The sequence below is a fragment of the Pseudomonas sp. 3A(2025) genome (assembly GCF_054589175.1).
This window is the reverse complement of record NZ_BAAILM010000012.1, coordinates 26,978-51,902: the sequence shown is the minus strand read 5'-3', so window position 1 is coordinate 51,902 and position 24,925 is coordinate 26,978. Positions and strand designations below refer to the sequence as shown.

Below are 24,925 nucleotides of genomic sequence, written 5' to 3'. Positions count from 1 at the left end.
ATGTTGGCGCGGGCTGACGGGTGGCATCAGCGGGCCGGCTACAACAGGAAACCGGAGCGGGGCAGGCGAATTCGTTACACCTTGATGTACACAGTTGTAGGACAGATTTAACGGTTTTGCCTGCCCTGAAATGCAAAACCCCCGGCAAGCCGGGGGTTTTGATGACGCTATGCAGCTTATTCGTCCAGGAACGAGCGCAGGTGCTCGCTACGGGTCGGGTGACGCAGCTTGCGCAGCGCCTTGGCTTCGATCTGACGGATACGCTCACGGGTCACGTCGAACTGCTTGCCGACTTCTTCCAGCGTATGGTCGGTATTCATGTCGATACCGAAGCGCATGCGCAGGACCTTGGCTTCGCGGGCGGTAAGGCCCGACAGCACTTCGCGAGTGGCTTCCTTGAGGCTCTCGACCGTCGCGACGTCAATCGGCGACTGCATGGTGGAGTCCTCGATGAAGTCGCCCAGGTGCGAATCTTCGTCGTCGCCGATCGGGGTTTCCATGGAGATCGGCTCTTTGGCGATCTTCAATACCTTGCGGATCTTGTCCTCAGGCATTTCCATGCGCTCACCCAGCTCTTCCGGGGTCGGTTCGCGACCCATTTCCTGCAGCATCTGCCGGGAAATACGGTTGAGCTTGTTGATCGTCTCGATCATGTGCACCGGAATACGAATGGTGCGCGCCTGGTCGGCAATCGACCGGGTGATGGCCTGACGGATCCACCAGGTGGCGTAGGTCGAGAACTTGTAGCCACGACGGTATTCGAACTTGTCTACCGCTTTCATCAGACCAATGTTGCCTTCCTGGATCAGATCGAGGAATTGCAGGCCACGGTTGGTGTACTTCTTGGCGATGGAAATCACCAGACGCAGGTTCGCCTCGACCATTTCTTTCTTGGCGCGGCGGGCCTTGGCCTCACCGATGGACATGCGACGGTTGATGTCCTTGATTTCGGCGATGGTCAGGCCGGTTTCTTCTTCCAGATCGCGCAGTTTTTGCTGGCAACGCTGGATGTCCGGCTGGAAGCGCACGATGGCTTCGGCGTGCTTGCTCTTGCCCTTGGCCAGCGAGTCGGTCCAGGTCAGGTCGACTTCGTTGCCCGGGAACTGGCGCAGGAACTCGGCACGCGGCATGCGGGCATCACGCACGCACAACTGCATGATGGCGCGTTCTTGAGCGCGCAGACGCTCCAGCGAGCTACGAACACGCTCAACCAGCGATTCGAACTGCTTTGGCACCAGCTTGATCGGCATGAACAGATCGGCCAGTGCAAGCATCTGGGCAATCGCGTCCTTGTCGTTACGGCCTTTTTTCAGCGCCTTGAGGGCGATGGCCAGTTGATCGGCCACAGCGCCGAAGCGTTGTGCGGCGATAACCGGGTCCGGACCGCTTTCGACTTCGTCTTCGTCGTCGCTGTCGTCGGACTCTTCTTCGTCGTCGTCACCGGCTGCCTTGGCGGCTTTTTCGTCGATCGGCGGCGGGACTTCGGCTGGCGGCGCGATTCCGTCGTCCGGGTCGATATAGCCGCTGAGGACGTCCGACAGACGGCCGCCTTCGGTGACCACACGGTTGTATTCGGACAGGATGTAGTCGACGGTGCCAGGGAAATGGGAGATGGCGCCCATTACTTCACGGATGCCTTCTTCGATACGCTTGGCGATTTCAATTTCGCCTTCGCGGGTCAGAAGTTCGACCGTGCCCATTTCACGCATGTACATGCGCACCGGGTCCGTGGTACGACCGATGTCGGTTTCGACCGCCGCCAGCGCTGCGGCCGCTTCTTCAGCGGCTGCCTCGTCGGTGTCGGTGTCGGCCAACATCAGGGCGTCGGCATCCGGAGCACTCTCGTGGACCGGGATCCCCATGTCGTTGATCATGCGGATGATGTCTTCCACCTGCTCGGGATCTGAAATATCCTCAGGCAAATGGTCGTTGACCTCTGCGTAAGTCAGATACTTCTGCTCACGACCCAGGGTGATCAACTCTTTGATACGAGACTGCTGTTGCGCTTTTCCGGACATAACACCCTATCCACTGAAGGTCTTGGCGGGCAAAAAACAAGCCGAGGATTATACCCGAGCTAGGACCTCACGCGCCAGTTGAGGTCGGGTTTTGTGTCGGCACATTGCGATTGAGCAGGTCCCGAAGCTGAGTTTTCTCCTCAGTACTGAGCTCGGTCTGCCGTGCCTTGCTAATCAGATGTTCCAGGCTGCGCTCGCGTTGGCGGGCGGTTAAGCTAGTTATAGTGTCGAAAAACTGTTGTTCAAGGTTATCGGCCTCGATCAGCCATTCCTTTTCTGCCAGAGCACGTAACAAGCGGCCCTGATCGGTTCCATGCCAGCGTGCTATCAACTGTAACGACCGCAAGCCGGGATTCTTTTGCCTGGCTTCGATCAATGCCACCAGCAATTGCGCCTGAAGGTTGTCTTCAGCTGCGAAATGGCTGGCGTTGTCGACTTTTTCGGCAAGCTCCGGGTGATGCAAAAGTGTCCGCAGGGCTGACTGCATGGTCGGCTCTACAGTGGCTGGCACGCGCGGCTGTCGCGGTTCGAAATCGCGGCGCTGGCCTTTTTTGTCCCAGGGCTTGCCTTCCCATTTCTGTTTGCCCTGACGGCCGGTCGCGCCTGCGCTTTTCGGCGCAGTCCACTGCGGCTGCTCGTCGTAACCCTGATAATCACCCACCGATGGCGGGTAATCGGCAAAGTCGGGCATGCCGTCGTAACCGGCATAACTGTCCTGGCTGGCGGGTGCCGGAGCGCTTTGTGCAAGCTGGCTCATGGCCTCGCCGGTCAGGCCGGTGATTTCGCTCAGGCGCTGGCGCATCAGGGTGCGCAAATTGACGCCCGGGACCTTTTCGATCAGCGGTGCCGCCAGCGTTGCCAGGTGGGCCTTGCCCTCCAGTGAGCGCGGGTCTGCTTCCTGGGACAGTTGTTCAAAAAAATAATCGGCCAGCGGTTGCGCGTGCTGGTTGATGCGCGCCTTGAAGGCATCGGTGCCTTCGGAGCGCACCAGCGTGTCCGGGTCTTCGCCCTCGGGCAAAAACAGAAACCGCGCGCGGCGCCCGTCCTGCAGGCTCGACAGGGCGGCTTCCAGGGCGCGCCAGGCGGCGTTGCGGCCAGCCTGGTCGCCGTCAAAACAAAACAATACGCTGGGCACTACGCGAAACAGGCGCTTGAGGTGCTCTTCGCTGGTCGCGGTGCCCAGTGTCGCGACGGCATTGCGCAGGCCTTGCTGAGCCAGGGCAATGACGTCCATGTAACCTTCGACAACGATGATCTCGTCAAGGTTGCGATTGAATTTGCGCGCCTCGAACAGGCCGTACAGCTCCTGGCCTTTGTGAAACACCGGGGTTTCCGGGGAGTTCAGGTATTTGGGCTTGTCGTCGCCCAGTACCCGGCCGCCAAACGCGATGACCCGGCCGCGGGCGTCGCGGATCGGAAACATCACCCGGTCGCGAAAGCGGTCGTAACGCTTGCCGGTTTCGTTGTTCTCGATCAGCAAGCCTGCGTCGATCATCACTTTCTGTTGCAGCGTGTCGCTGCTCAGGTGCTTGTACAGGTTGTCCCAGCCCGGTGGCGCAAACCCCAGCCCGAAGTCACGGGCGATTTCGCCGGACAGGCCGCGACCCTTGAGGTATTCCACTGCCGCCTTGCGTGCCGGATGGCCCTTGAGCGCCTGGCGATAAAACTCGGCAGCGGCTTCCAGCAATGGATACAGCGGCGAGTCGGTCGGCTGGCGCGGCTTCTGCCCCCTGCCGCCTTGCTCGCGTGGCACTTCCATGCCCGCCGCCTTGGCCAGTTCCTCGACCGCCTGGGGAAAGTCCAGGTTGTCGTGGTCCATGATAAAGCCCAGTGCGTTGCCGCCGGCGCCACAACCAAAGCAGTAGTAGAACTGCTTGTCGGGGCTGACGCTGAACGACGGGGTCTTTTCCTTGTGGAACGGGCAGCAGGCAACATGGTTCTTGCCGGCTTTCTTGAGTTGCACGCGCGAACTCACCACGTCGACGATGTCGGTGCGGTTAAGAAGGTCGTCGATGAAACTCTGGGGGATCAGCCCGGCCATGGCATTCTCGTCAGGCGCAATGCGATGAGTCAGTATGGGTCATTAGTCGTGCAACCGTGGCGTCTGTGTGTGCAGCTCCCATGTTGAATGGGTCTGGCAGCGCAATGGCGTGCAGCTTGAACGGTGCTGTGCACCTTGTTCGCGTTCTGAAATAGAGGCGAGCAATATGGCCTGGAAGCAGGCAGGGTAGTTTGACGGAGCGCCCTGGGCGAGCATGCGCTTCGGGCGGTCTCTGTCAATGAAGCGTGTAACGTGAATCTGAAACTGCAAATGCCGACAGCCCGGCTTTGGGCCGGGCAAGGCATTCGCTTGCGACGTCAGTCTGTATTAGTACAGACGAACGGCACGGCGCTGTTCGCGCTGAACTTTCTTGGCGTGACGCTTAACAGCGGCTGCTGCCTTGCGCTTACGCTCAGAAGTTGGTTTTTCATAGAATTCGCGGCTACGAACTTCAGCCAGAACACCGGCTTTTTCGCAGGAGCGCTTGAAACGACGCAGAGCTACGTCGAAGGGTTCGTTCTCTTTAACTTTGACGGCTGGCATCCAGAGCTACCTTCATTCATTACCGGGGTCAACGTTTCGTGCAAAACGCACAGAAATACGTCGGTTTTTAAGGGTTGCGGATGTTACCCCTTCGCGGGCAGGAATGCAAAGCCTCTGATCGAAAAGGGTTGGCCCACGTCATGAGCGGCGACTATGATGCGCGCCTTCGAATCCGCCCCCCTGAAAAGGCGCACCCCATGCTAGTACTGGGACTGGAAACCTCTTGCGACGAAACCGGCGTCGCGCTTTACGACAGTGAAGACGGTCTTTTGGCCGATGCGCTGTTCAGTCAGATCGACCTGCACCGGGCTTACGGTGGTGTGGTTCCCGAGCTGGCTTCACGCGATCACGTCAAGCGCATGCTGCCGTTGATCCGCCAGACACTGGCCGAGGCTGATCGTGTCGCCACCGACATCGACGCCATCGCCTATACGGCAGGCCCGGGTCTTGTCGGCGCCTTGCTGGTCGGGGCTTCCTGCGCCCAGGCGCTGGCCTTTGCCTGGGATATTCCGGCACTCGGCGTGCACCACATGGAAGGGCATTTACTGGCGCCGATGCTCGAATCGCAGCCGCCGGCCTTTCCGTTCGTCGCTTTGTTGGTTTCCGGTGGTCATACCCAACTGGTACGGGTCGATGGCATCGGTCAGTACCAGGTGCTGGGCGAGACCTTGGATGACGCCGCCGGCGAGGCGTTCGACAAGACCGCCAAGATGATGGGTCTGCGCTATCCCGGCGGGCCGGAAATTTCGCGCCTGGCCGTCAATGGTGTGCCGGGTCGCTTTGTCTTTCCCAAGCCGATGACTGACCGTCCGGGCCTGGACTTCAGCTTCAGCGGGCTTAAAACCGCGGCCCTTAACGCCTGGCAGCAGTGCCAGGCGTCTGACGACGACAGTGAACAAACCCGTTGCGACATCTCGCTGGCCTTCCAGCATGCCGTGGTGGAGACTCTGACCATCAAGTGCAAGCGTGCGCTCAAGCAGACCGGCCTCAACAGCCTGGTGATTGCCGGCGGCGTGAGTGCCAACAAGGCGCTGCGGGTTTCGCTTGAAGCCATGCTGGGTCAGTTGCGCGGTCAGGTGTACTACGCACGCCCCGAATTCTGTACCGATAACGGCGCGATGATTGCCTATGCGGGCTGTCAGCGGCTGCTGGCGGGGCAGAAGGAAGGGTTGGCGATCAGTGTCCAGGCCCGCTGGCCGATGGAGCAGTTGCCGGCGCTCTGAGAAACGACGCGAACCGCATCAAAAATGTCGTTCGCGTCCGGCAAGCAGGTCGCGTAGATTGCCGCGATGACGCCAGACAATCAGCAGGGTCAGGACGCTCACGGGCAATAAGGCACGGGGTTCCTGCCAGGCCAGCAGTGGCAGGGTCAGCGGAGTGGCGATCAGTGCGGCAAGCGAGCTGGTGCGGGTCAGGTAGAACGTCAGCACCCAGAGAATCACCGCCAGCGCGGCTGCCGGAGGGTAAAGCCCCAGCAGCATGCCGGCCGCCGTTGCTACGCCTTTGCCACCCTTGAAATTGAAGTACAGCGGCAACATGTGGCCGATGACGGCGCACAGGCCGATCCAGGCCTGTTCGTTGGTGCTGAGGCCGCAATGCGCGGCGATCAACACCGGAATCAGGCCTTTGCAAAGGTCGCCTGCCAGGGTCAGGACGGCAAGTTTGCGCCCGGCCAGGCGCAGCATGTTGGTGGCGCCGGCATTGCCCGAACCGCCGGCACGCGGGTCTGGCGAGCCGCTGAAGCGGCTGAGCAGGATGGCAAAGGACAGTGAGCCGAGCAGGTAGGCGAAAATCGCCAGTAACCAAAACATGCTGACCATTCCGGGCTAGGATGCCCTGATTCTAACGGCGCATCGCGCCCTTGTCGTGCAGTGGAGAGTAGTGCTTGGACAGAGTGTTCATCGAGGGGCTGGAAGTCGACACCGTCATCGGCGCCTATGACTGGGAGCGGGGCATTCGCCAATGCCTGCGTCTGGACCTGAGCTTTGCCTGGGATAACCGCCCGGCAGCGGCGGATGACGACCTGAGCAAGGCGCTGGACTACGCCAGTGTCAGCGAGCGAATCCAGGCCTTTGCGGCACAAACGCAGTTTCAGTTGGTGGAAACCTTTGCCGAGCGACTGGCCGAGGTGTTGATGAGTGAATTCCACATTCCCTGGCTGCACATCAAATTGACCAAGCCCGGCGCAGTCGCTGCCGCCAAAGGCGTGGGTGTGGAGATCGAGCGCGGATGTCGCTAACCCGGATTTTCCTGGGCCTGGGCAGTAATATCGAGCGTGAAAAGCACCTGCAGGCAGGGCTTGAAGCACTCGATGGCCTGTTGCTCGATTTGCAATGCTCGCCGGTGTTCGAGAGCCATCCGGTGGGCATCAAGAGCGGTCCGTTCTTCAATCTGGTGGTGTCGGCACTGACCGACCTGCCGCTGATGGAACTGGATCGGCGCCTGAAATTCATCGAAGCCGATAACGGTCGTTATGCGCCTGATCGCAAGGGGCTGCCGCTGGATATCGACGTGTTGTTGTACGGCCAACACGTGGGCAATTTCGATGGTCTGGTGCTGCCACGTGCAGAAATTCTCAAAAATGCCTTTGTGCTGCGGCCCTTGTCGCTGATCGCGCCGGACACGTTGCATCCGGGGGTGGGCGAGACCTTCGCCGACCTGTGGGCCAATGCACAGATCGATCAGCAGTTATGGCCGGTGGCGTTCCAGTGGCGAAGCACGGCATTGACCCCGGCCGAGATGTTGTAGGCCGGTTCTAAGCGCTGGCCTTGTAGATGATCAAGGCGTCCAGGCGCGCATCCTTGAGGGCGTTGCCCAGATCCTGACCTTTCAGGCCTTTTTCCAGTAGCGGCTGCACGGACACGGCACGGGCTGCCTGTGCGGCGCCGTGCAGGTAGGCGGCCTGTGGATAAGGTTGTTGCTCGAAGCCCTCGCGCGCGCGGGCGTCCATTTCGCAGGCGGCGACAAACTCCTCAAAGCGCTGGGGGCGACGGTAGACGTCGAAGCTCTGCAGCAGCTCCAGCAAGGTTGATGGTTTGAGTCCCAGCGCGCGATGGCCGTGGGCAAGGTGCTGGCCGACCAGCAGCGCCAGTTCCTGGCATTCCCGAGGCGCCCGGAAGCGTTCGCTGATTGCCTTGATCCTGTTCAGGTCGTGCAGCAGGCAGGCCCAGCGCACACTGAGCGGTTGCTTGTGCCGGGCACACAGTTGCAAGGCCTTGAGCACGTGCTCGCCGGTATCGGTTTCAGGGAAACAAGCGTCAGGCTGCGACAGGCCAAACAGCGCTTCGACTTCCGGCATCAGCTCCTTAAGGGCGCCGCAGTCGTGAAGCACGCGAATGAACACTTCAGGGTGTTCTTCCATGAGCGCACGGGAGATTTCTTTCCAGCTGCGCTCGGGCGTCAGGGCCTTGAGTTCACCGGATTCGCTGAGCTGGCGCATCAGCCCCAGGGTCTCGGGGGCGACGCTGAAACCGCGTGAAGCGTAACGTGCAGCGAAACGTGCAACGCGCAGGACTCTGAGCGGATCTTCGGCGAATGCCGGTGATACGTGACGTAGAATGCGGGCTTCAAGATCGTGCTGGCCGCCGTAGGGATCGGTCAGATGACCGTCTTTGTCTTCGGCAATGGCATTGATGGTCAGGTCGCGGCGGATCAGGTCCTGCTCCAGCGTGACCTCGGGGCTGGCATGAAAAACGAAGCCGCCATAGCCGACACCGCTTTTGCGCTCGGTGCGCGCCAGGGCGTATTCCTCGCCGGTCAGCGGATGAAGAAAGACCGGAAAATCGGTGCCCACCGGGCGATAGCCCTTGATCAGCATTTCATCGCCGGTGGCGCCCACCACCACCCAGTCGATATCGGTAACGGGTTGCCCCAGCAGGCGATCGCGTACAGCACCGCCAACTTTATAAATCTGCATAAGAACCTCCGTAAGCACGACAGGATAAACCTTGTGCTGTGCCGACGGAGGTTAAAAGTGCATGACGAATCGCGGTCAGAGGTGGTGAACCACCGCCATGTCGAGCCGTGGATAGTCACCGTCGGCGTGTTCGCCTCGCGGTGGAACGTGGTGAGTCTTGACCAGTTGATCGCCTTGCAGGCTCTCAAGGTGGACATCGAAGCCCCACAGGCGATGCAGGTGCTTGAGAACCTCCTCGGTGGATTCGCCCAGTGGTTTGCGGTTGTGTTGCTGGTGGCGCAGGGTCAGCGAGCGGTCGCCGCGGCGGTCGATGCTGTAGATCTGCACGTTGGGTTCACGGTTGCCCAGGTTGTACTGGGCCGACAGGGTTTCGCGAACAGTGCGGTAGCCGTCTTCGTTGTGGATGGCGGGCACCAGCAGTTCGTCTTTCTGGTCGTCGTCCATGATGCTGAACAGCTTGAGGTCACGAATGACCTTGGGCGACAGGTACTGGAGGATGAAGCTCTCGTCCTTGAAGCTGCTCATGGCGAACTTGATGGTGCTCAGCCAGTCGCTGCCGGCAATGTCGGGGAACCAGTGACGGTCTTCGTCGGTGGGGTTTTCGCACATGCGGCGGATGTCCTGGAACATCGAGAAGCCCAGGGTGTAGGGGTTTATACCGCTGTAATAGGGGCTGTCGAAGCCTGGCTGATAGATCACGCTGGTGTGCGACTGGATGAACTCGAACATGAAGCCGTCGGTCACCAGTCCCTCGTCGTAGAGGTCGTTCATCAGCGTGTAGTGCCAGAAGGTCGCCCAGCCTTCGTTCATCACCTGGGTCTGGCGCTGCGGGTAGAAATACTGGGCAATCTTGCGCACGATGCGCACCACTTCACGCTGCCAGGGTTCCAGCAGCGGTGCGTGTTTTTCGATGAAATAGAGAATGTTTTCCTGAGGCTCGGCCGGGAAGCGTGCGTTGTCTTCCTTGCTGCCCTTGCCGGCACTTTTCGGGATGGTGCGCCACAGGTCGTTGATCTGTCGTTGCAGGTGCTCTTCGCGGTCCTTCTGCCGACGGCGTTCTTCTTCGGCGGAAATGGGGTAGGGGCGCTTGTAGCGGTCTACGCCGTAGTTCATCAGCGCGTGGCAGGAGTCGATCAGGTCTTCGACTGCGTCGATGCCGTGGCGCTCTTCACACTGGGTAATGTACTGCTTGGCGAACACCAGATAGTCGATGATCGAGCTGGCGTCGGTCCAGGTGCGGAACAGGTAGTTGCCCTTGAAGAAACTGTTGTGCCCGTAGCAGGCGTGCGCCACCACCAGTGCCTGCATGCACATGGTGTTTTCTTCCATGAGGTAGGCAATGCACGGGTCGGAGTTGATGACGATTTCGTAGGCCAGGCCCATCTGCCCGCGCGAGTAGGATTTTTCGGTGCTCAGAAACTGCTTGCCGTACGACCAGTGGTGGTAGCCCAGCGGCATGCCCACTGAGGCATAGGCGTCCATCATCTGTTCGGCGGTAATGACTTCGATCTGGTTGGGGTAGGTGTCCAGGGCATAGCGCTCGGCGATACGGCCGATTTCGCGGTCGTAGGCCTGGATCAGTTCAAAGGTCCACTCTGACCCGGTGGACAGGGGCTGGCGTTTCTGGTCTCTGGCCGTCATTACGCTAACCTGCGCTGAAAGAGTTCACGGAAGACCGGATAGATATCACCGGCAGATACCAGTTGCTGCTGGGCAAAGGTGTCGGCGAATTCTTCACCGATACGCTCGTATTCGAACCACAGCGCCTGATGTTCGCGCGGGGTGATTTCTACGTAGGTGTAGTACTGCACGAACGGCATGATCTGTTTGGTCAGGATCTCGCGGCAGATCGGCGAGTCGTCGTTCCAGTTGTCGCCATCGGAGGCCTGGGCGGCGTAGATGTTCCACTCGCTGGCCTGATAACGCTCGGCCATGATTTCCTGCATCAGTTTCAGCGCACTGGAAACGATGGTGCCGCCGGTTTCACGTGAATAGAAAAACTCTTCTTCGTCCACTTCGCGGGCACTGGTGTGGTGGCGAATGAACACGACTTCGATCTTGTCGTAGTTACGCTTGAGAAACAGGTACAGCAGGATGAAGAAGCGTTTGGCAACGTCTTTGGTGGCCTGGGTCATGGAACCGGAAACGTCCATCAGGCAGAACATCACTGCCTTGCTGCTGGGGTTGGGTTGTTTGACCAGCAGGTTGTATTTGAGGTCGAAGGTGTCGAGGTAAGGGACGCGGCGAATGCGTGCCTTGAGGCGTTCGACTTCGCCTTCCAGCTCCTGGATATCGCCGAAGTTGTCTGGCTCTTCGCGCTTGATGCGCTCAAGTTCTGCCATCGCTTCGCGCAACTTGGCACGGCTGCTGCCCGACAGCGCGATGCGCCGCGCATGAGCGGAGCGCAGGGTACGAATGATGTTGATGCGTGAGGGATTACCCTCGTTGCTGATACCGGCACGCACGGTCTTGAAGGTCTCGGTGCCGACCAGATTGCGCTTGACCAGATTGGGCAGTTCGAGGTCTTCGAACATGAATTCGAGAAACTCTTCCTGGGTGATCTGGAACACGAACTCATCCATGCCTTCGCCGGAATTGCTCGCCTTGCCAGGCCCTTTGCCGCCACCGCCGCCTTGCGGGCGAGGGATGCGTTCACCGGTGGTGAACTCTTTGTTGCCTGGGTGAACCACGGTCTGCTTGCCGCCGCGACCATGGTGAAGCACCGGCTCGTCGATGTCGCGGCCGGGAATGCTGATCTGTTCGCCATGTTCCATGTCGGTGATGGAACGGCGGCCGACGGCTTCTTCCACCGCCTTCTTGATGTGATCACGGTAGCGCCGCAGGAAACGCTGGCGATTCACCGTGCTCTTGTTCTTGCCATTTAGGCGTCGGTCGATCACATAGCTCATAAGGGCCCCTTCGGGGAGCTGCTAGCTCCAAGCTACAAGCTGCAAGTTTGACTATCGAAACGCCGGCTCCATGCGCGCATCGGTCATCGTGTTGCCCTCGATACAGGACAACACGCTGATCGACTTGCCGCTTGAAGCTTGCTGCTTGCCGCTGCCTTACTGCGATTTGCGTACGCGCAGGTACCATTCGGAGAGTAGACGCACCTGTTTGTCGGTGTAGCCTCGTTCGACCATCCTGGTGACGAAGTCGTTGTGTTTCTGCTGGTCCTCTTTGCTGGCCTTGGCGTTGAAGCTGATGACCGGCAGCAGGTCTTCGGTGTTGGAGAACATTTTCTTCTCGATCACCACCCGCAGTTTTTCGTAGCTGAGCCAGGTTGGATTCTTGCCGTTGTTGTTGGCCCGGGCGCGCAGTACGAAGTTGACGATTTCGTTGCGGAAATCCTTCGGATTGCTGATGCCGGCCGGTTTTTCGATTTTTTCGAGTTCTTCGTTCAGGGCCACCCGGTTGAGGATTTCTCCGGTTTCCGGGTCGCGGTATTCCTGGTCCTGAATCCAGAAATCGGCGTACAGCACGTAGCGGTCAAAGATGTTCTGCCCGTATTCGCTGTAGGACTCGAGGTAGGCGGTCTGGATTTCCTTGCCGATGAACTCGATGTAGCGCGGTGCCAGGTACTCTTTGATAAAGCGCAGGTAGCGTTCGCGGGTTTCGGCCGGGAACTGTTCCTGTTCGATCTGTTGCTCCAGCACATACAGCAGGTGCACCGGGTTGGCGGCGATTTCATGCGGGTCGAAGTTGAAGACCTTGGAAAGGATCTTGAACGCAAACCGGGTTGAAAGGCCGTTCATGCCCTCGTCGACACCGGCACCGTCGCGGTATTCCTGGATCGACTTGGCCTTGGGGTCGGTGTCCTTGAGGTTCTCGCCGTCGTACACGCGCATCTTGGAGTAGATGTTGGAGTTGTCCGGCTCTTTGAGGCGCGACAGGGTGGTGAACTGCGCGAGCATTTTCAGGGTGTCGGGCGCGCAGTGCGCCTTGGCCAGCGAGCTGTTGATCAGCAGCTTTTCATAGATCTTGATCTCATCGTTGACGCGCAGGCAGTACGGCACCTTGACGATGTAGATCCGGTCGATGAACGCCTCGTTGTTCTTGTTGTTGCGGAAGGTGTGCCACTCCGATTCGTTGGAGTGGGCCAGCAGAATACCAGTGAAAGGAATCGCGCCCAGGCCTTCGGTACTGTTGTAGTTACCTTCCTGGGTGGCGGTGAGCAGCGGGTGCAGGACCTTGATCGGGGCCTTGAACATCTCGACGAATTCCATCAGGCCCTGGTTGGCCCGGCACAGTGCGCCCGAGTAGCTGTAGGCGTCCGCGTCGTTCTGCGGAAATTCTTCGAGTTTGCGGATATCGACCTTACCTACAAGCGCCGAAATATCCTGGTTGTTCTCATCTCCGGGTTCTGTCTTGGCGACAGCGATCTGGTTAAGGATCGAAGGGTAGAGTTTCACCACCTTGAACTGGCTGATGTCACCGCCAAATTCGGCCAGGCGCTTGGTGGCCCATGGCGACATGATGGTGCTGAGGTAGCGCCGCGAAATACCGAAGTCTTCTTCAAGGATGTCGCCATCTTCGGCGGCATTGAACAGACCCAGTGGCGATTCGAAGACCGGTGAGCCCTTGATCGCGTAGAACGGGACTTTTTGAATCAGTTGTTTGAGTTTTTCAGCCAGGGAGGATTTACCGCCCCCTACCGGGCCGAGCAGATAGAGGATCTGTTTCTTTTCTTCCAGGCCTTGGGCGGCATGGCGGAAATACGAAACGATCTGCTCGATGCACTCTTCCATACCATGAAAATCCGCAAAAGCCGGATAGCGGCGGATCACCTTGTTGGAAAAGATTCGCGACAACCGCGGGTTGACGGACGTGTCCACCAACTCGGGCTCTCCTATGGCCAGTAGCAGGCGTTCTGCTGCCGATGCATAGGCGCTTCGGTCACGTTTGCAGAGCTCAAGGTACTCCTGTAATGAGAGCTCTTCCTGGCGTGTGGTTTCGAAGCGTTGTTGGAAGTGGCTAAAAATACTCATGACGTCACCTCGCTCGATACGTTGAGCCGGCGGCGGATCGTCAGTCGATGCTGGCAGCAACTGAGTATCCAGATGCCGTTACCCCCCAAACACCATGAAAGTAACTACCGATGACCCACGCGCCGGTGTACCGGCTCTCCCCTGATTACGGATGGCCTGTGGGTAAGAATAGATGGCTTTCGGGAAGAGAAAGAAGGGATATGAAAATAGTCTGCGCAACCGTTCATCGGATTCAGGCTCAAACCCGCGCAGTACGTGGCTTGAGCCCGGATGAAATTTTTTTGTAATCAGCCTTGCTCGGTGTCGCCCGGGTAAGTGGCGCGCCACAGTTCGAAACCGCCATCGAGGCTGTAGACATCCGAGAAACCCTGACCCACCAGATAGGCTGCAGCGCTCTGGCTGGAGTTGCCGTGGTAGCAGACCACGACCAGGGGTTTGTCCAGGTCGGCCTTGGCGATGAAGTCAGCGATGGAGTGATTATCCAGGTGCAGCGAGCCGCTGATGTGGTTGCTGGCGAAAGTCTGCGGGTCGCGAATGTCGACCAGTACCGCGCCCTCTTCGCGCAGGGCGTGGGCCTGTTGGGGCGGAATGCGTTTGAAGTCGGTCATGCTGGAAGCTCCTGGGCTGAATAGGGTCAGGCGTGGTTCACGCCGGGCGGATGCAGGCGCGAGGCCTGGCCATCGTGAGTGCAATCGCAGTGGTGACGTTGCAAGGTGTCGACGTTGAGCAGGGTCATGCTGCCGCCCCACACGCAACCGCTGTCCAGGGCAAAGACCCCAGGCTCGTCGCAGCGGCCTTCGAGGGCTGCCCAATGGCCGAAGATGATCTTCACGTTGCGGGTCTTGCGTTGCTTGTGGCTGAACCAGGGCGCGTAGCCGGGCATGGCGGTCTCGACGCCTTCCTTGCCCTTGAGGTCGAGCTTGCCATCGGCGGTGCAGAAACGCATACGGGTGAAATAGTTGGTAATCACCCGCAAGCGGGTGACGCCTTCAAGGTCGTTGTTCCATTTGGCCGGTTCGTTGCCATACATGTTGGCCAGAAACTGCGCGTACTGCAGGTCGTCCTGGAGTGCCTGTTCGACTTCGCCGGCCAGCCTGAGGGCTTTTTTCAGCGACCACTGCGGCGGGATGCCGGCATGGGTCATCGCCACATTGCGCTCGGCATCGTAGTGCATCAGTTTTTGCCGGCGCAGCCAGTCGAGCAGTTCGTGGCAGTCGGGGGCGTCGAGGATTTCGCGCAGGGTGTCGGATTTTTTCAGGCGTTCGCCGTGGCGCGAGGCGGCCAGCAGGTGCAGGTCGTGATTACCCAGCACACAGGTCAGCGAGTCGCGAATGCTGTACAGAAAACGCAGGGTTTCCAGTGATTGCGGACCCCGGTTGATCAGGTCGCCGACCAGCCATAAGCGGTCGGTGCCTGGGGTAAAACGCACATCGTCCAGCAGACACTTGAGCGGTTCGAGGCAACCTTGCAGGTCGCCGACGGCATACACTGCCATCAGTGCAGGGCACCCGGCACGGCCAGCCGGAAGGGCGCAATGACCGCATCGAAGCGCTTCTTGTCTTCAGCCTGCATCTGGTAGCTGCCTTGCATGTTGCCAACCTTGGTAGGCATCACTGTGCCGCTGCTGTAAGTGTAGCTTTGCCCCGGCTCGATCAGCGGTTGCTGGCCGACCACGCCCTCGCCACGCACTTCTTCGACCTGGCCGTTGCCGTCGGTGATCACCCAGTGGCGCGACAGCAGCCTGGCGGCCAGCGTGCCCCTGTTGTGTACGGTGATGGTGTAAGCGAACGCAAAGCGTTCATGCTCGGGGTTCGACTGGTCGGCGAGGTAGCGGGTAACAACGCTGACATCAACCTGATAACGGGAATCGGACATGCGGTGGGCCTTGAAATCGAGAGCGGAAAGAGCGCAAGCACCGGCTCAGTCTAGGCCATATACAGGCAAGCCTGTATATGGCCCTGGCCAGTCATTGGGCGAGGGGCTTGTCGCTGAGCTGGTCCGCCAGACGGACAAACGCAGCAAGGTCGAGCTGTTCGGGGCGCAGGCTGCCGTCTACACCGGCCGCTTCGATCTCGTCGCTGGTGAGCAGCAGTTTGAGGGTGTTGCGCAGGGTCTTACGGCGCTGGTTGAACGCTTCACGTACGACGCGCTCTAGCAGGCGGTGGTCCTTGGCCGGGTGCGGCAGGGTTTCATGGGGCACCAGGCGCACGATGGCCGAGTCGACTTTTGGCGGCGGATTGAACGCGCCGGGGCCGACGTTGAACAGGTGTTCTACGCGGCAGTGATACTGAACCATGATCGACAAGCGGCCCCAGTCACCGCCGCCAGGGCCGGCCGCCAGACGCTCGACCACTTCCTTTTGCAGCATGAAGTGCATGTCGCGGATCAGCGCGGCATTGCTCAGCAGGTGAAAGATCAGCGGTGTCGAGATGTTGTACGGCAGGTTGCCGACCACGCGCAGGCTGTTGGGCGCAGCGCCAAGGCTGTTGAAGTCGAACTTCAGGGCGTCGCCCTGGTGCAGGTTGAAGTTCGGCTTGCCGGCGAACTGGCTGTTGAGGATCGGGATCAGGTCCTTGTCCAGTTCGACCACGTCCAGGTGCGCGCCGCTGCCCAGCAGGCCTTCGGTCAATGCGCCCTGGCCCGGACCGATTTCCAGCAGACGGTCTTCGGGCCTGGCACGGATGGCGCGCAGGATCTTGTCGATAACGCCGGCGTCGTGCAGGAAGTTCTGGCCGAAACGCTTGCGCGCCCGGTGTTGGTATTGCTCGGTCATGAAGGGGTCTCGGCCATCTGGTAGGCGGTTTGCAGGGCGACCTGCAGGCTGCCGGTGTCGACCTTGCCGGTGCCGGCAAGGTCCAGTGCGGTGCCATGATCGACCGAGGTGCGGACGATCGGCAGGCCCAGGGTCACATTGACCGCGGCGCCAAAGCCTTTGTACTTGAGTACCGGCAGGCCCTGGTCGTGATACATCGCCAGCACCGCGTCGCAGTGCTCCAGATATTTGGGGGTAAACAGAGTGTCGGCGGGCAACGGGCCGCGCAGGTCCAGGCCTTCGCCGCGCAGACGCTCCAGAGTGGGTTCGATGATGTCGATTTCTTCGCGGCCCAAGTGCCCGCTTTCTCCGGCGTGGGGGTTGAGGCCACAGACCAGGATGCGCGGACGGGCAATGCCGAACTTGCCGACCAGATCGGCGTGCAGGATGCGCGTAACGCGTTCCAGGCGCTCGGCGGTGATGGCGTCGGCCACCTCGCGCAGCGGCAGGTGCGTGGTCACCAGTGCGACGCGCAGGTCGCCGGTGGCAAGCATCATGACCACCTGTTCGGTTTCGGTCAGTTCGGCCAGAAATTCAGTGTGCCCGGAAAAGGCAATGCCGCCTTCGTTGATCACGCCCTTGTGCACCGGGGCGGTGATCATGCCGGCGAACTGCCCGTTCAGGCAGCCATGCCCTGCGCGCGTCAGGGTTTCCAGCACGAAGGCGGCGTTGGCCTTGTCCAGCGTGCCGGCTACCACCGGCGCTTGTAACGGGGTGTCCCAGACATACAGGCTGCCGGCAGGTGCTGGCGTGTCGGGGAAGGCGTCGGGACTGACGGGCAGCACCTTGACGGCCACGCCCAGCCGTACGGCCCGCTCGATGAGCAGGTCGTGGCTGGTAATGGCGATCAGGGGGTAAGGCTGGGGCTGCGCGGCGAGCAACAGGCACAGGTCAGGACCTATGCCGGCCGGCTCGCCGGGCGTCAGTGCGAAGCGCCTGGGCTTCACTGACTGGCCTGGGCGGCGCCAGGCAGTTTGATTTCGACATAGGCTTCGTCACGGATCTGACGCAGCCAGGTCTGCAGCTCTTCATCGTATTTGCGGTTGCGCAGCACGGTCAGGGCTTGCTGGTCGCGAGCCTGAGTGGTGGTGTCGGTTGCGCGACGGCCCAGCACTTCAAGGATGTGCCAGCCATAGTTGGTCTTGAACGGTTTGGACAGCACGCCTTGTGGCGTCTCGTTCATGGCTTCACGGAACTCGGGTACCAGCGAGTTGGGGTCAACCCAGTTCAGGTCGCCGCCATTGAGTGCCGAACCCGGGTCTTCGGAGAAGCTCTTCGCCAGATCGGCGAAGTTGTCGCCGTTCTCGATACGCTCGTAAAGCTTGGTCGCCAGACGCTTTGTTTCGGCTTCGCTGCGGATTTCGCTTGGCTTGATCAGGATGTGCCGTACATGCACTTCGTCGCGCATTTGCGCCTGACCTTCGCCACCGCGTTTTTCGAGCAGCTTGAGGATGATGAAGCCACCCGGCGTGCGCGCCGGTGGGGTTACATCGCCCACCGGCATGGAGCCGAGCAGGTCACCGAACGGCGGTGGCAGCTGGGCCGCTTTACGCCAGCCCATGTCGCCGCCGTCCAGCGCGCTTTCGCTGGCCGAACGGGCCACGGCGAGCTGGGCGAAGTCAGCGCCTTTTTTCAGCTGGTTGTAGATGTCCTGAGCCTGGCTGGCGGCTTTCTGGATCTCGCTGGACGATGCGCTGTCCGAGGTCGGGATCAGAATGTTGGCCAGGTGAAACTCTTCGGACAATTGCGCCTTGCCCAGGTCGGAGGCCAGGAAGTTTTTCACTTCCTGTTCGGTGACCTGAATACGCTCGGCCACACGACGCTGACGCACGCGGCTGATGATCATCTCGCGACGAACCTGCTCACGGGCATCGTTGTACGACAGGCCGTCATGCGCCAGGGCGGCGCGGAACTGCGCCAGGCTCATGCCATTGCGCTGGGCAATGGTTTCAAGGGCCTGATTGAGTTCTTCGTCGCCAATGCGGATGCCGGAGCGATCGCCCATCTGCAGTTGCAGGTTTTCCAGGATCAGACGATCCAGTACCTGGCTTTGCAGTGCTTCGGCAGGCGGAGTGCCGCCGCCGCGCTTGGCGATGGTCTGCTGGACTTCACGCACGCGCTGGTCCATCTGGCTTTTCATAATGACATCGTTGTCGACGATGGCCACTACGCTGTCCAGCGGCTGGACGGCCGCATGGACCGCACCGCTCAGAAGAAGCGCGCCCAGCATCAGCGGGCGCAGGCCGTTACAAAGCTTTGTCTTCACGTTCACGATAACCTTGAATGCCGTTGTCGAGGAAACTCTCTACCTTGGCGCCAGTCACGCCACCGAGGCCCTTCAACACAATTTGTAGGAATACGCCGCGGTCGCCTTTTTCGTTCTGAGGCGCTTCCTGGCTGTATTCGTCGTAGTCGACCCAGTAACGGCTGACCAGGCGCAGCTTCCAGCAGCAACTGTCGTATTCGAAACCACCGAAAGCTTCCAGGGTCCGAGCGCGGTTGTAGTCATACTGCCAGCGGCTGATCAGGCTCCACTGCGGCACGATCGGCCAGATCACCGAGAAGTCGTGCTGCTGGATCTTGTAGTAGTCCTTCACGTAACCCGGCGTACCAGGGGTGCCGTAGTCACCACCGCCAACACTCCATTTGCCGGTGCTCTGGTCATAACGGACCAGGTCATTGCGGTAGCGGTAGCCGACGTTGACGATCTTGCCCGGGTTGTCCTCAGGCTGATAGTGGAACATCGCGCTGCCGGAACGGGTGCTGTGGCTGTCCGGGTCCCAGTTGAAGTCGGCATTGAGGCGCCAGTCGCGGTTGAAGCGGAAATCGTATTCCATCGCGATGGGCGAGACATTGGCCTTGGCGTCGTCGCGGTCGGCAAAGACCACGCCAGGCAGTTGCACTTTGCGGTCTTCGAAGTACAGCGCCTGGCCAATGCTGAAGCGTTGACGCTCGAAGCCGTTGTCTTCGATCCAGCGGTTGGTCACGCCCAGCGACAGCTTGTTCTCGTCGCCGATACGGTCGGAGCCGACGAAACGGTTGTCGCGGAACAGCGAGGCGTAGTTGAACGTGGTTTCCGAGGTGTCGAAGACCGGAATGTCGGTCTGATCCTTCTCCGGTACATAGAGATAGAACAGGCGCGGTTCCAGAGTCTGGCGGTAGTCCTTGCCGAACCACTGGGTGTCGCGGTCGAAGTACAGGCCGCTGTCGACACTGAAAATCGGCACGCTACGGTTCTGGCTGCTGCTGAACTCTTCATCGGCGAGCAGGCTTTCCTTGCCTTTGCTGTCCAGATCCAGATCGTACTGGGTGTAAACATACTTGAGCTTCGGCGTGATGAAGCCGTAGGTCGAACTTAGCGGCAAGCTGATTGCTGGCGCCAGGTTCAGGCGGTCGCCGTTGGCGCGCGCCAGACCGGACACGTTGTTGTCCAGACGAGGATTACCGGGTGAGAAATCACCAGTACGCAGATCACGATCAAAACGTACAACCTCGGTCTGATAATCGAACTTCAGGCCGCCCGGGTTATAAGGCAGGGTGCCGTCCAGAGTGAGCTGCGGCAGGCGGTTATACGGCGTGATATTGGCGATGGTCGCCAGCTTGTAGGCTTGGACATTGAGTCGAGCGGTGTAACTGTCGCCACGCCAGCTCACAGTGCCTTGCTGGTTGAGGAAGTCGGTCTTGGACACGCCGATCTGGTCGGTCTGCAGGTCCTGGAAGTAGTACGGGTCGCTGATGTCGGTGTAGTCCACCGTAGTCAGCAGGCGCGAATCCAGGCCGCCCTTGTGCTGCGCGTTGATCATCCAGCGTGTCTTGTCGTAGTCGGGTAGATCCTTGCGATCATCATCCTCGTCGTTGAGGTACGCACCACCGATCTGGCCTTCGCTGCTCTTGGTCAGGTAGCGGAATTCGCCTTCCATCAACAGGCCGCGCTTGGTCATGTAGCGCGGATAGAGCGTGGCGTCGTAGTTGGGCGCCAGGTTGAAGTAGTACGGGGTCACCAGCATGAAGCCGGTGTCGCTGCCGCTGGCGATGGTCGGCGGCAGGAAACCCGACTGGCGACGGTCGTCGATCGGGAAATAGATATACGGTGTGTACAGGACCGGTATGTCCTTGACGCGCAGGGTCACGTTGGTCGCGGTACCGAAGCCGGTGGCCGGGTTCAGCGTGACGTTGTTGCCCTTGAGCGTCCAGGCGTTGTTGCCCGGCTCGCAGGAGGTGTAGGTACCGTCCTTGAGGCGGATGATCGCGTTCTCTGCACGCTTGGCGTACAGCGCGTTACCGCGAATGTTGGACTTGTGCAGCACGTACTCGGCGTTGTCGACCTGCGCCTCGCCGGTGTCGAGTTGCACCTCGGCGCGGTCGCCGACGATCAGGGCGCCCTTGTCGCGCAGACGCACGTCACCGACGAGTTCGCCACGGTTCTCGGCCTGATGCAAAGAGGCTTCTTGTGCCTGAACCTGCATGCTGCCCTGGCGGATGACGACGTCACCGGCCAGCGTGGCAATCTGCTCTTCCTGCTGATAGCGCGAGGCCTTGGCACCGATGAACATCGGCGACTCGTCCATTGGCGTGGTGTCATCCATGCCAGGGCGCAGTGGCTCGACATAGGCACCGGAGCAGTAAGGGGCGGTTTCGGCCAGTTGCGCGGCACTCAGGTTTTCACGCGGTACCCAGTCGAGGTGACTGTAATCGGCGCTGCGCGACTTGAGGGCTCGACCCTTGGCTTCGGTGACCAGCGTGGCCTTGGCGCCAGGCTCGCTCGATGAGCGACCGGCGTCCTGCGAGCCTTCGGTACCGGCCGTGGTGCTATGCACCGGACGGGCAGGCAACTGCGCTTCGCTGGATTTCGGCGCGCAGTTCCAGGCTCCCGAAGCAGACACTGAACAGTCATACTGTTCGGCGGCAACCGCGAACGGAATGGCCAGGGGTTGCATCGCCAGCAGACTGCCGGTTACCAGCAACGGAAATTTTTTACGAAACGCGGGGGATTTCAATGCCATCTTATTAGTCCGGGCTTCCTGCGCGCCATCTGCCCGCGGGGGGGCCGCACGCCTTTCGATGGGCTGAAAAAGATCCCGGATAATAAAGCATGACCCGCTTGACGGCTAGCGCCGTCGGAGACCCTTGTAATGCAAGACCACGATATACGCCTGCAAAAGCTCCAGGTTTGGCTGGATGAGCAATTGCCTGCGCTGTTTCAGGCCAACCAGTGGGGCGCCGTGCCCCAGGCGAGCTTGACCGCCGCCAGCAGCGACGCCAGTTTTCGCCGTTATTTTCGCTGGCAGGGCGCCGGCCGCACGCTGATCGTCATGGATGCGCCGCCGCCTCAGGAAAACTGCCGGCCCTTCGTGGATATCGCGCATTTGCTGGCCAGCAGCGGCATCAATGTGCCGGTGATTCATGCCCAGGACCTGGAACAGGGGTTTCTGTTGCTCAATGATCTCGGGCACCAGACGTACCTTGACGTGATCGATGCCGACAATGCCGACGCGCTGTTCAGCGACGCCATCGATGCCTTGATCGCTTTCCAGCGCCTGCCGATGGACGCGCCGTTGCCCAGCTACGATGTCGCGTTGCTGCGCCGCGAGCTGGAGCTGTTCCCTGAATGGTATGTGCAACGTCATCTGGGCATCGAGCTGGATGCTGAACAGCAGGCGCTCTGGCAGCAGGCCAGCAGCCTGTTGATCGACAGCGCGCTGGCCCAGCCCAAGGTGCTGGTGCACCGCGACTTTATGCCGCGCAACCTGATGCGCAGTGAACCCAACCCTGGCGTGCTGGATTTTCAGGATGCGGTCTATGGCCCGGTGACTTACGACATCACCTGCCTGTTCAAGGATGCATTCCTGAGCTGGCCTGAAGAGCGGGTCGCGGCCTGGCAGCAGCAGTATTGGGATCAGGCGCGTGAAGCGGGTATTGCCGTGCAGTCCGATTTTGCCGAATTCCAGCGCGCCAGCGATCTGATGGGCGTGCAGCGCCACCTCAAGGTCATCGGTATTTTTGCGCGCATCTGCCACCGCGATGGCAAGCCACGTTACCTGGCCGATGTGCCACGCTTCTTCTCTTATATAGACGCGGTGCTGGCCCGACGTCCGGAACTGGCGGCGCTGGGGCAACTGTTGGCGAGGCTTGCATGAAAGCGATGATTCTCGCCGCCGGCAAAGGCGAACGCATGCGTCCATTGACGCTGACCACGCCCAAGCCACTGGTGCCGGTGGCTGGCGTACCGTTGATCGATTATCACCTCAAGGCCCTGCGCGCTGCAGGCTTCGATGAGGTGGTGATCAACCATGCCTGGCTGGGCCAGCAGATCGAAGACTATCTGGGCGACGGCCGGCGCTACGGCCTGAGCATTCGTTATTCGCCCGAGGGCGAGCCACTGGAAACCGGTGGCGGCATCCTGCGTGCGCTGCCGTTGCTGGGCGATGAGCCGTTTGCAGTGATCAACGCCGATGTCTGGACCGACTACGACTTTGCCAACCTGGATGTGCGTCTGGCGAGCCAGGCGCATCTGGTGATGATCGACAACCCGGCGCACCATCCGGCGGGCGATTTTTCGCTGGTGAGCGGTCAGGTGCGCGATGACGACTCGGCCTCGCGGCGCCTGACCTACAGCGGCATTTCGATTCTCGATCCGGCCTTGTTTGCAGGCTACGAGCCCGGTGCCTTCAAGCTGGTGCAGGTATTGCGCAAGGCGATGGCCGAGGGGCAGGTCAGCGGCGAGCATTTCGAGGGACGCTGGGTGGATGTCGGGACCCATGAGCGTCTGGCCGAGGTCGAGCGGCTGCTGGCGGATAAGCACTGATGTTGTGGCCGGGCACCCTGATCGGGGCGGGAATCGGCTATGCACTGGCCAGTATTCCAGGCGCCTTGCTCGGCACGGTGCTGGGCCAGGTGGTCGACCGGCGCCTGCAGTTGCGCAACTGGCAGACCCTGCGCGAACGGCTGGGCGGGCCGGCAGCGATCCGCGACGACGAGCTGTTGTTTGTATTGCTGGGCCGGCTGGCCAAAAGCAATGGGCGGGTGATGCCAGCGCATATTCATCAGGCGCGTGCGCAAATGAGCGGCCAGGGGCTGGACAGCGCAGCACGCTTGCGTGCCGTTGCAGCGTTTAACCGTGGCCGCGACGAACGCGAAGGGTTGCGCGGTTATCTGCGTTATCTGCGCAGCGATCCGGTCACCGGCGAAGCCTTGCTGCGGGCCTGCTGGCGCATGGCCTGGGCCGACGGCAAGGTGACGCCTGTCGAGCGAGAGCTGATCGGTGTCTGGGGGCAGTGGCTGGGCTGGTCGCCTGCGAGAGTCGATGCACTGGCGGCCGAGCATGACCCGCTCAAGCGCACGCCGCTCGGCAGCGTCGAGGATTACCCCGGCGCCTTGTCGCTGCTGGGGGTAAAGGCCGATGCCGACCCTCAGGCGATCAAGCGCGCCTACCGGCGTCTGCTCAGCCGTCATCACCCGGACAAGCTGACCGGCGCAGGCGCCAGCGCCGCACAAGTGCGCGAAGCCACCGAAAGAACCCGAGATTTGCACAGCGCCTATGCGTTGATCAAGACACGGCGCGGGTTCCGTTAGGGCTTACGGGGTGTTACTGCGCTTCTACCCAGCCGCGAACCCGGCGGAAAATCTGTTCCTGTTCGGCCTCGGAGTTGCCGGCGATATCGACCAGGCCGATCTGGGTAAAGCCCGGGCCCTTGGTGCGTTTGCTGGTTTGCAGGCGTTGTTCGGCGCTGCCGTTGGGGCGGTTCTTGTAGATGAAGTCGGCGGTTTTGACTTTAAGGTCCGGGATCAGCGCCAGCAGTGACGGTGTGGCGCCAACGGGTTCGCGTGCGCCTACCAGTATCAGCTTCTGCACCTGTGACGACGCGCGTTCGTTGGCGTAGCGCGTGGCCCAGTAAGCACCACTGCTGTGGCCGAGCAGGGCAATACTGCGTGCCTTGTTCTGGACGGCAAAGGCAATCGCGCTGTCGATGCGGGCAAAGATCTGCTCGGCTTCGGCGGCCTTGGTGGCAGTGTCATCGGCCGGTGGGCTGGCAGCTTCAGCCGCTGGCGTTTCAGTGGCCGGTGCTTGAGGTGCAGCATCGGCGGCAGGCTCGGCCTCGCGGGCTTGCAAGGCCGGGTCTTGGGTATCGGGCAGCGGCAGGCTCAGGGTCGCCCAGCCGATGTCGGGAAACTTGCGTCGCAACGGGCCGACCACATTGGGCCAGTCCACCGACTCGCCGGCACCGGAAACAATGACCACCGCGCCTTGCGGGTCGTCACTGTTGGCCGGCTTCCACAGCGCCAGAAACGGCGTGTCGCCGGCTTGCAGTTGTTGCAGCTCCTGGGCGGGCAGGCGTTGCTCCAATGCCTGCGCTTCTTCCTGCTCGCGGGACAATAGCGGCGGGCGTTCAATGGGGGCATCGGTAGGGGCTGTCGTGGGCGCTGCGGCAGGCGCAGGTGCCGGGTCGGCCGCCACCGCCGGCATGACCTGGATCAGGCTCAATGACAGCAGTAATGCAGGAAACATTGCGCGAAGGGTATGGGACATCGGATATTCCAGATCAGAATCCATGCGGGCACTGTGCTTGGCAGTGCAGATAAGCAGTGCAACAGACGAGAAGCATGCCT

The 24,925-nt window shown here is 60.7% G+C and carries 22 protein-coding genes; 6 read left to right on the top strand and 16 right to left on the bottom strand.

What is annotated here, in order from left to right:
* Nucleotides 1-176 precede the first annotated feature (176 nt).
* The 3 genes from rpoD to rpsU form a co-directional block, all read right to left on the bottom strand.
* Nucleotides 177-2,018: an RNA polymerase sigma factor RpoD gene (gene rpoD / locus ACYP2A_RS04725; protein ID WP_459743217.1), complete on the bottom strand. Its 1,842-nt coding sequence runs from the start codon at nt 2,016-2,018 to the stop codon at nt 177-179.
* A gap of 67 nt (nt 2,019-2,085) precedes the next feature.
* Complete coding sequence (dnaG, locus tag ACYP2A_RS04720; RefSeq protein WP_459743215.1) at nt 2,086-4,059, bottom strand: DNA primase; 1,974 nt, start codon at nt 4,057-4,059, stop codon at nt 2,086-2,088.
* A 327-nt stretch (nt 4,060-4,386) separates the two neighbouring features.
* Nucleotides 4,387-4,602, bottom strand: coding sequence for a 30S ribosomal protein S21 (rpsU, locus tag ACYP2A_RS04715; protein ID WP_002551877.1), 216 nt, complete (start codon nt 4,600-4,602; stop codon nt 4,387-4,389).
* Between the two features lie 197 nt (nt 4,603-4,799).
* Here rpsU and tsaD point away from each other — a divergent pair, with 197 nt between their 5' ends.
* A complete protein-coding gene (gene tsaD, locus ACYP2A_RS04710) occupies nt 4,800-5,825 on the top strand; it encodes a tRNA (adenosine(37)-N6)-threonylcarbamoyltransferase complex transferase subunit TsaD (RefSeq protein ID WP_459743213.1) in 1,026 nt (341 codons plus the stop codon).
* A gap of 18 nt (nt 5,826-5,843) precedes the next feature.
* On the opposite strand, the gene plsY is transcribed toward tsaD, so the two are convergent.
* A complete protein-coding gene (gene plsY, locus ACYP2A_RS04705) occupies nt 5,844-6,413 on the bottom strand; it encodes a glycerol-3-phosphate 1-O-acyltransferase PlsY (RefSeq protein ID WP_459743212.1) in 570 nt (189 codons plus the stop codon).
* Between the two features lie 74 nt (nt 6,414-6,487).
* Between plsY and folB the strand changes: the two genes are divergently transcribed.
* Both folB and folK read left to right on the top strand, forming a co-directional pair.
* A complete protein-coding gene (gene folB / locus ACYP2A_RS04700; RefSeq protein ID WP_459743210.1) occupies nt 6,488-6,841 on the top strand; it encodes a dihydroneopterin aldolase in 354 nt (117 codons plus the stop codon).
* Nucleotides 6,832-7,350 carry a 2-amino-4-hydroxy-6-hydroxymethyldihydropteridine diphosphokinase gene (gene folK, locus ACYP2A_RS04695; RefSeq protein ID WP_459743208.1) on the top strand — a complete coding sequence of 173 codons (519 nt, stop codon included), beginning with the start codon at nt 6,832-6,834 and terminating at the stop codon, nt 7,348-7,350. Before folB ends, folK begins: the two co-directional genes overlap by 10 nt.
* 7 nt (nt 7,351-7,357) lie before the next feature.
* On the opposite strand, the gene ACYP2A_RS04690 is transcribed toward folK, so the two are convergent.
* The 11 genes from ACYP2A_RS04690 to ACYP2A_RS04640 all read right to left on the bottom strand — a co-directional run bounded on the left by ACYP2A_RS04690 (nt 7,358) and on the right by ACYP2A_RS04640 (nt 21,321).
* Nucleotides 7,358-8,518, bottom strand: a complete 1,161-nt coding sequence (locus ACYP2A_RS04690) for a multifunctional CCA addition/repair protein (protein WP_459743207.1) — start codon at nt 8,516-8,518, stop codon at nt 7,358-7,360.
* Nucleotides 8,519-8,593: 75 nt separating this feature from the next.
* Nucleotides 8,594-10,159: a SpoVR family protein gene (locus ACYP2A_RS04685; protein ID WP_459743205.1), complete on the bottom strand. Its 1,566-nt coding sequence runs from the start codon at nt 10,157-10,159 to the stop codon at nt 8,594-8,596.
* Nucleotides 10,159-11,427, bottom strand: a complete 1,269-nt coding sequence (locus ACYP2A_RS04680; protein WP_459743203.1) for a YeaH/YhbH family protein — start codon at nt 11,425-11,427, stop codon at nt 10,159-10,161. Before ACYP2A_RS04680 ends, ACYP2A_RS04685 begins: the two co-directional genes overlap by 1 nt.
* 156 nt (nt 11,428-11,583) lie before the next feature.
* Nucleotides 11,584-13,506: a PrkA family serine protein kinase gene (locus ACYP2A_RS04675; RefSeq protein WP_459743201.1), complete on the bottom strand. Its 1,923-nt coding sequence runs from the start codon at nt 13,504-13,506 to the stop codon at nt 11,584-11,586.
* A gap of 287 nt (nt 13,507-13,793) precedes the next feature.
* Nucleotides 13,794-14,114 (bottom strand): thiosulfate sulfurtransferase GlpE, encoded by a 321-nt coding sequence (gene glpE / locus ACYP2A_RS04670; protein WP_459743199.1) that lies wholly within the window; start codon nt 14,112-14,114, stop codon nt 13,794-13,796.
* A 26-nt stretch (nt 14,115-14,140) separates the two neighbouring features.
* Complete coding sequence (locus ACYP2A_RS04665) at nt 14,141-15,001, bottom strand: symmetrical bis(5'-nucleosyl)-tetraphosphatase (RefSeq protein ID WP_459743197.1); 861 nt, start codon at nt 14,999-15,001, stop codon at nt 14,141-14,143.
* Nucleotides 15,001-15,381, bottom strand: coding sequence for a Co2+/Mg2+ efflux protein ApaG (gene apaG, locus ACYP2A_RS04660; RefSeq protein ID WP_459743195.1), 381 nt, complete (start codon nt 15,379-15,381; stop codon nt 15,001-15,003). Before apaG ends, ACYP2A_RS04665 begins: the two co-directional genes overlap by 1 nt.
* A gap of 91 nt (nt 15,382-15,472) precedes the next feature.
* Nucleotides 15,473-16,279: a 16S rRNA (adenine(1518)-N(6)/adenine(1519)-N(6))-dimethyltransferase RsmA gene (gene rsmA / locus ACYP2A_RS04655; RefSeq protein ID WP_459743193.1), complete on the bottom strand. Its 807-nt coding sequence runs from the start codon at nt 16,277-16,279 to the stop codon at nt 15,473-15,475.
* The gene (gene pdxA, locus ACYP2A_RS04650) at nt 16,276-17,265 is read right to left on the bottom strand and encodes a 4-hydroxythreonine-4-phosphate dehydrogenase PdxA (RefSeq protein WP_459743191.1); all 990 of its coding nucleotides are present in this window, start codon (nt 17,263-17,265) and stop codon (nt 16,276-16,278) included. The genes rsmA and pdxA overlap by 4 nt, the downstream gene beginning before the upstream one ends.
* Nucleotides 17,262-18,584, bottom strand: a complete 1,323-nt coding sequence (locus tag ACYP2A_RS04645; protein ID WP_459743189.1) for a peptidylprolyl isomerase — start codon at nt 18,582-18,584, stop codon at nt 17,262-17,264. Before ACYP2A_RS04645 ends, pdxA begins: the two co-directional genes overlap by 4 nt.
* Entirely contained in the window at nt 18,565-21,321 is a 2,757-nt protein-coding gene (locus tag ACYP2A_RS04640) for an LPS-assembly protein LptD (RefSeq protein WP_459743187.1), read from the bottom strand. Before ACYP2A_RS04640 ends, ACYP2A_RS04645 begins: the two co-directional genes overlap by 20 nt.
* A gap of 129 nt (nt 21,322-21,450) precedes the next feature.
* Here ACYP2A_RS04640 and ACYP2A_RS04635 point away from each other — a divergent pair, with 129 nt between their 5' ends.
* From ACYP2A_RS04635 to ACYP2A_RS04625, 3 genes are read left to right on the top strand one after another with little or no spacing between them, the layout of a single operon-like run.
* A complete protein-coding gene (locus ACYP2A_RS04635) occupies nt 21,451-22,455 on the top strand; it encodes an aminoglycoside phosphotransferase family protein (RefSeq protein ID WP_459743185.1) in 1,005 nt (334 codons plus the stop codon).
* Nucleotides 22,452-23,123 carry an N-acetylmuramate alpha-1-phosphate uridylyltransferase MurU gene (gene murU, locus ACYP2A_RS04630; RefSeq protein WP_459743183.1) on the top strand — a complete coding sequence of 224 codons (672 nt, stop codon included), beginning with the start codon at nt 22,452-22,454 and terminating at the stop codon, nt 23,121-23,123. Before ACYP2A_RS04635 ends, murU begins: the two co-directional genes overlap by 4 nt.
* Complete coding sequence (locus ACYP2A_RS04625) at nt 23,123-23,890, top strand: TerB family tellurite resistance protein (protein WP_459743181.1); 768 nt, start codon at nt 23,123-23,125, stop codon at nt 23,888-23,890. Before murU ends, ACYP2A_RS04625 begins: the two co-directional genes overlap by 1 nt.
* 13 nt (nt 23,891-23,903) lie before the next feature.
* Here ACYP2A_RS04625 and ACYP2A_RS04620 read toward each other — a convergent pair whose 3' ends face one another.
* A complete protein-coding gene (locus tag ACYP2A_RS04620) occupies nt 23,904-24,845 on the bottom strand; it encodes an alpha/beta hydrolase family protein (RefSeq protein WP_459743179.1) in 942 nt (313 codons plus the stop codon).
* Between the last annotated feature and the right edge of the window lie 80 nt (nt 24,846-24,925).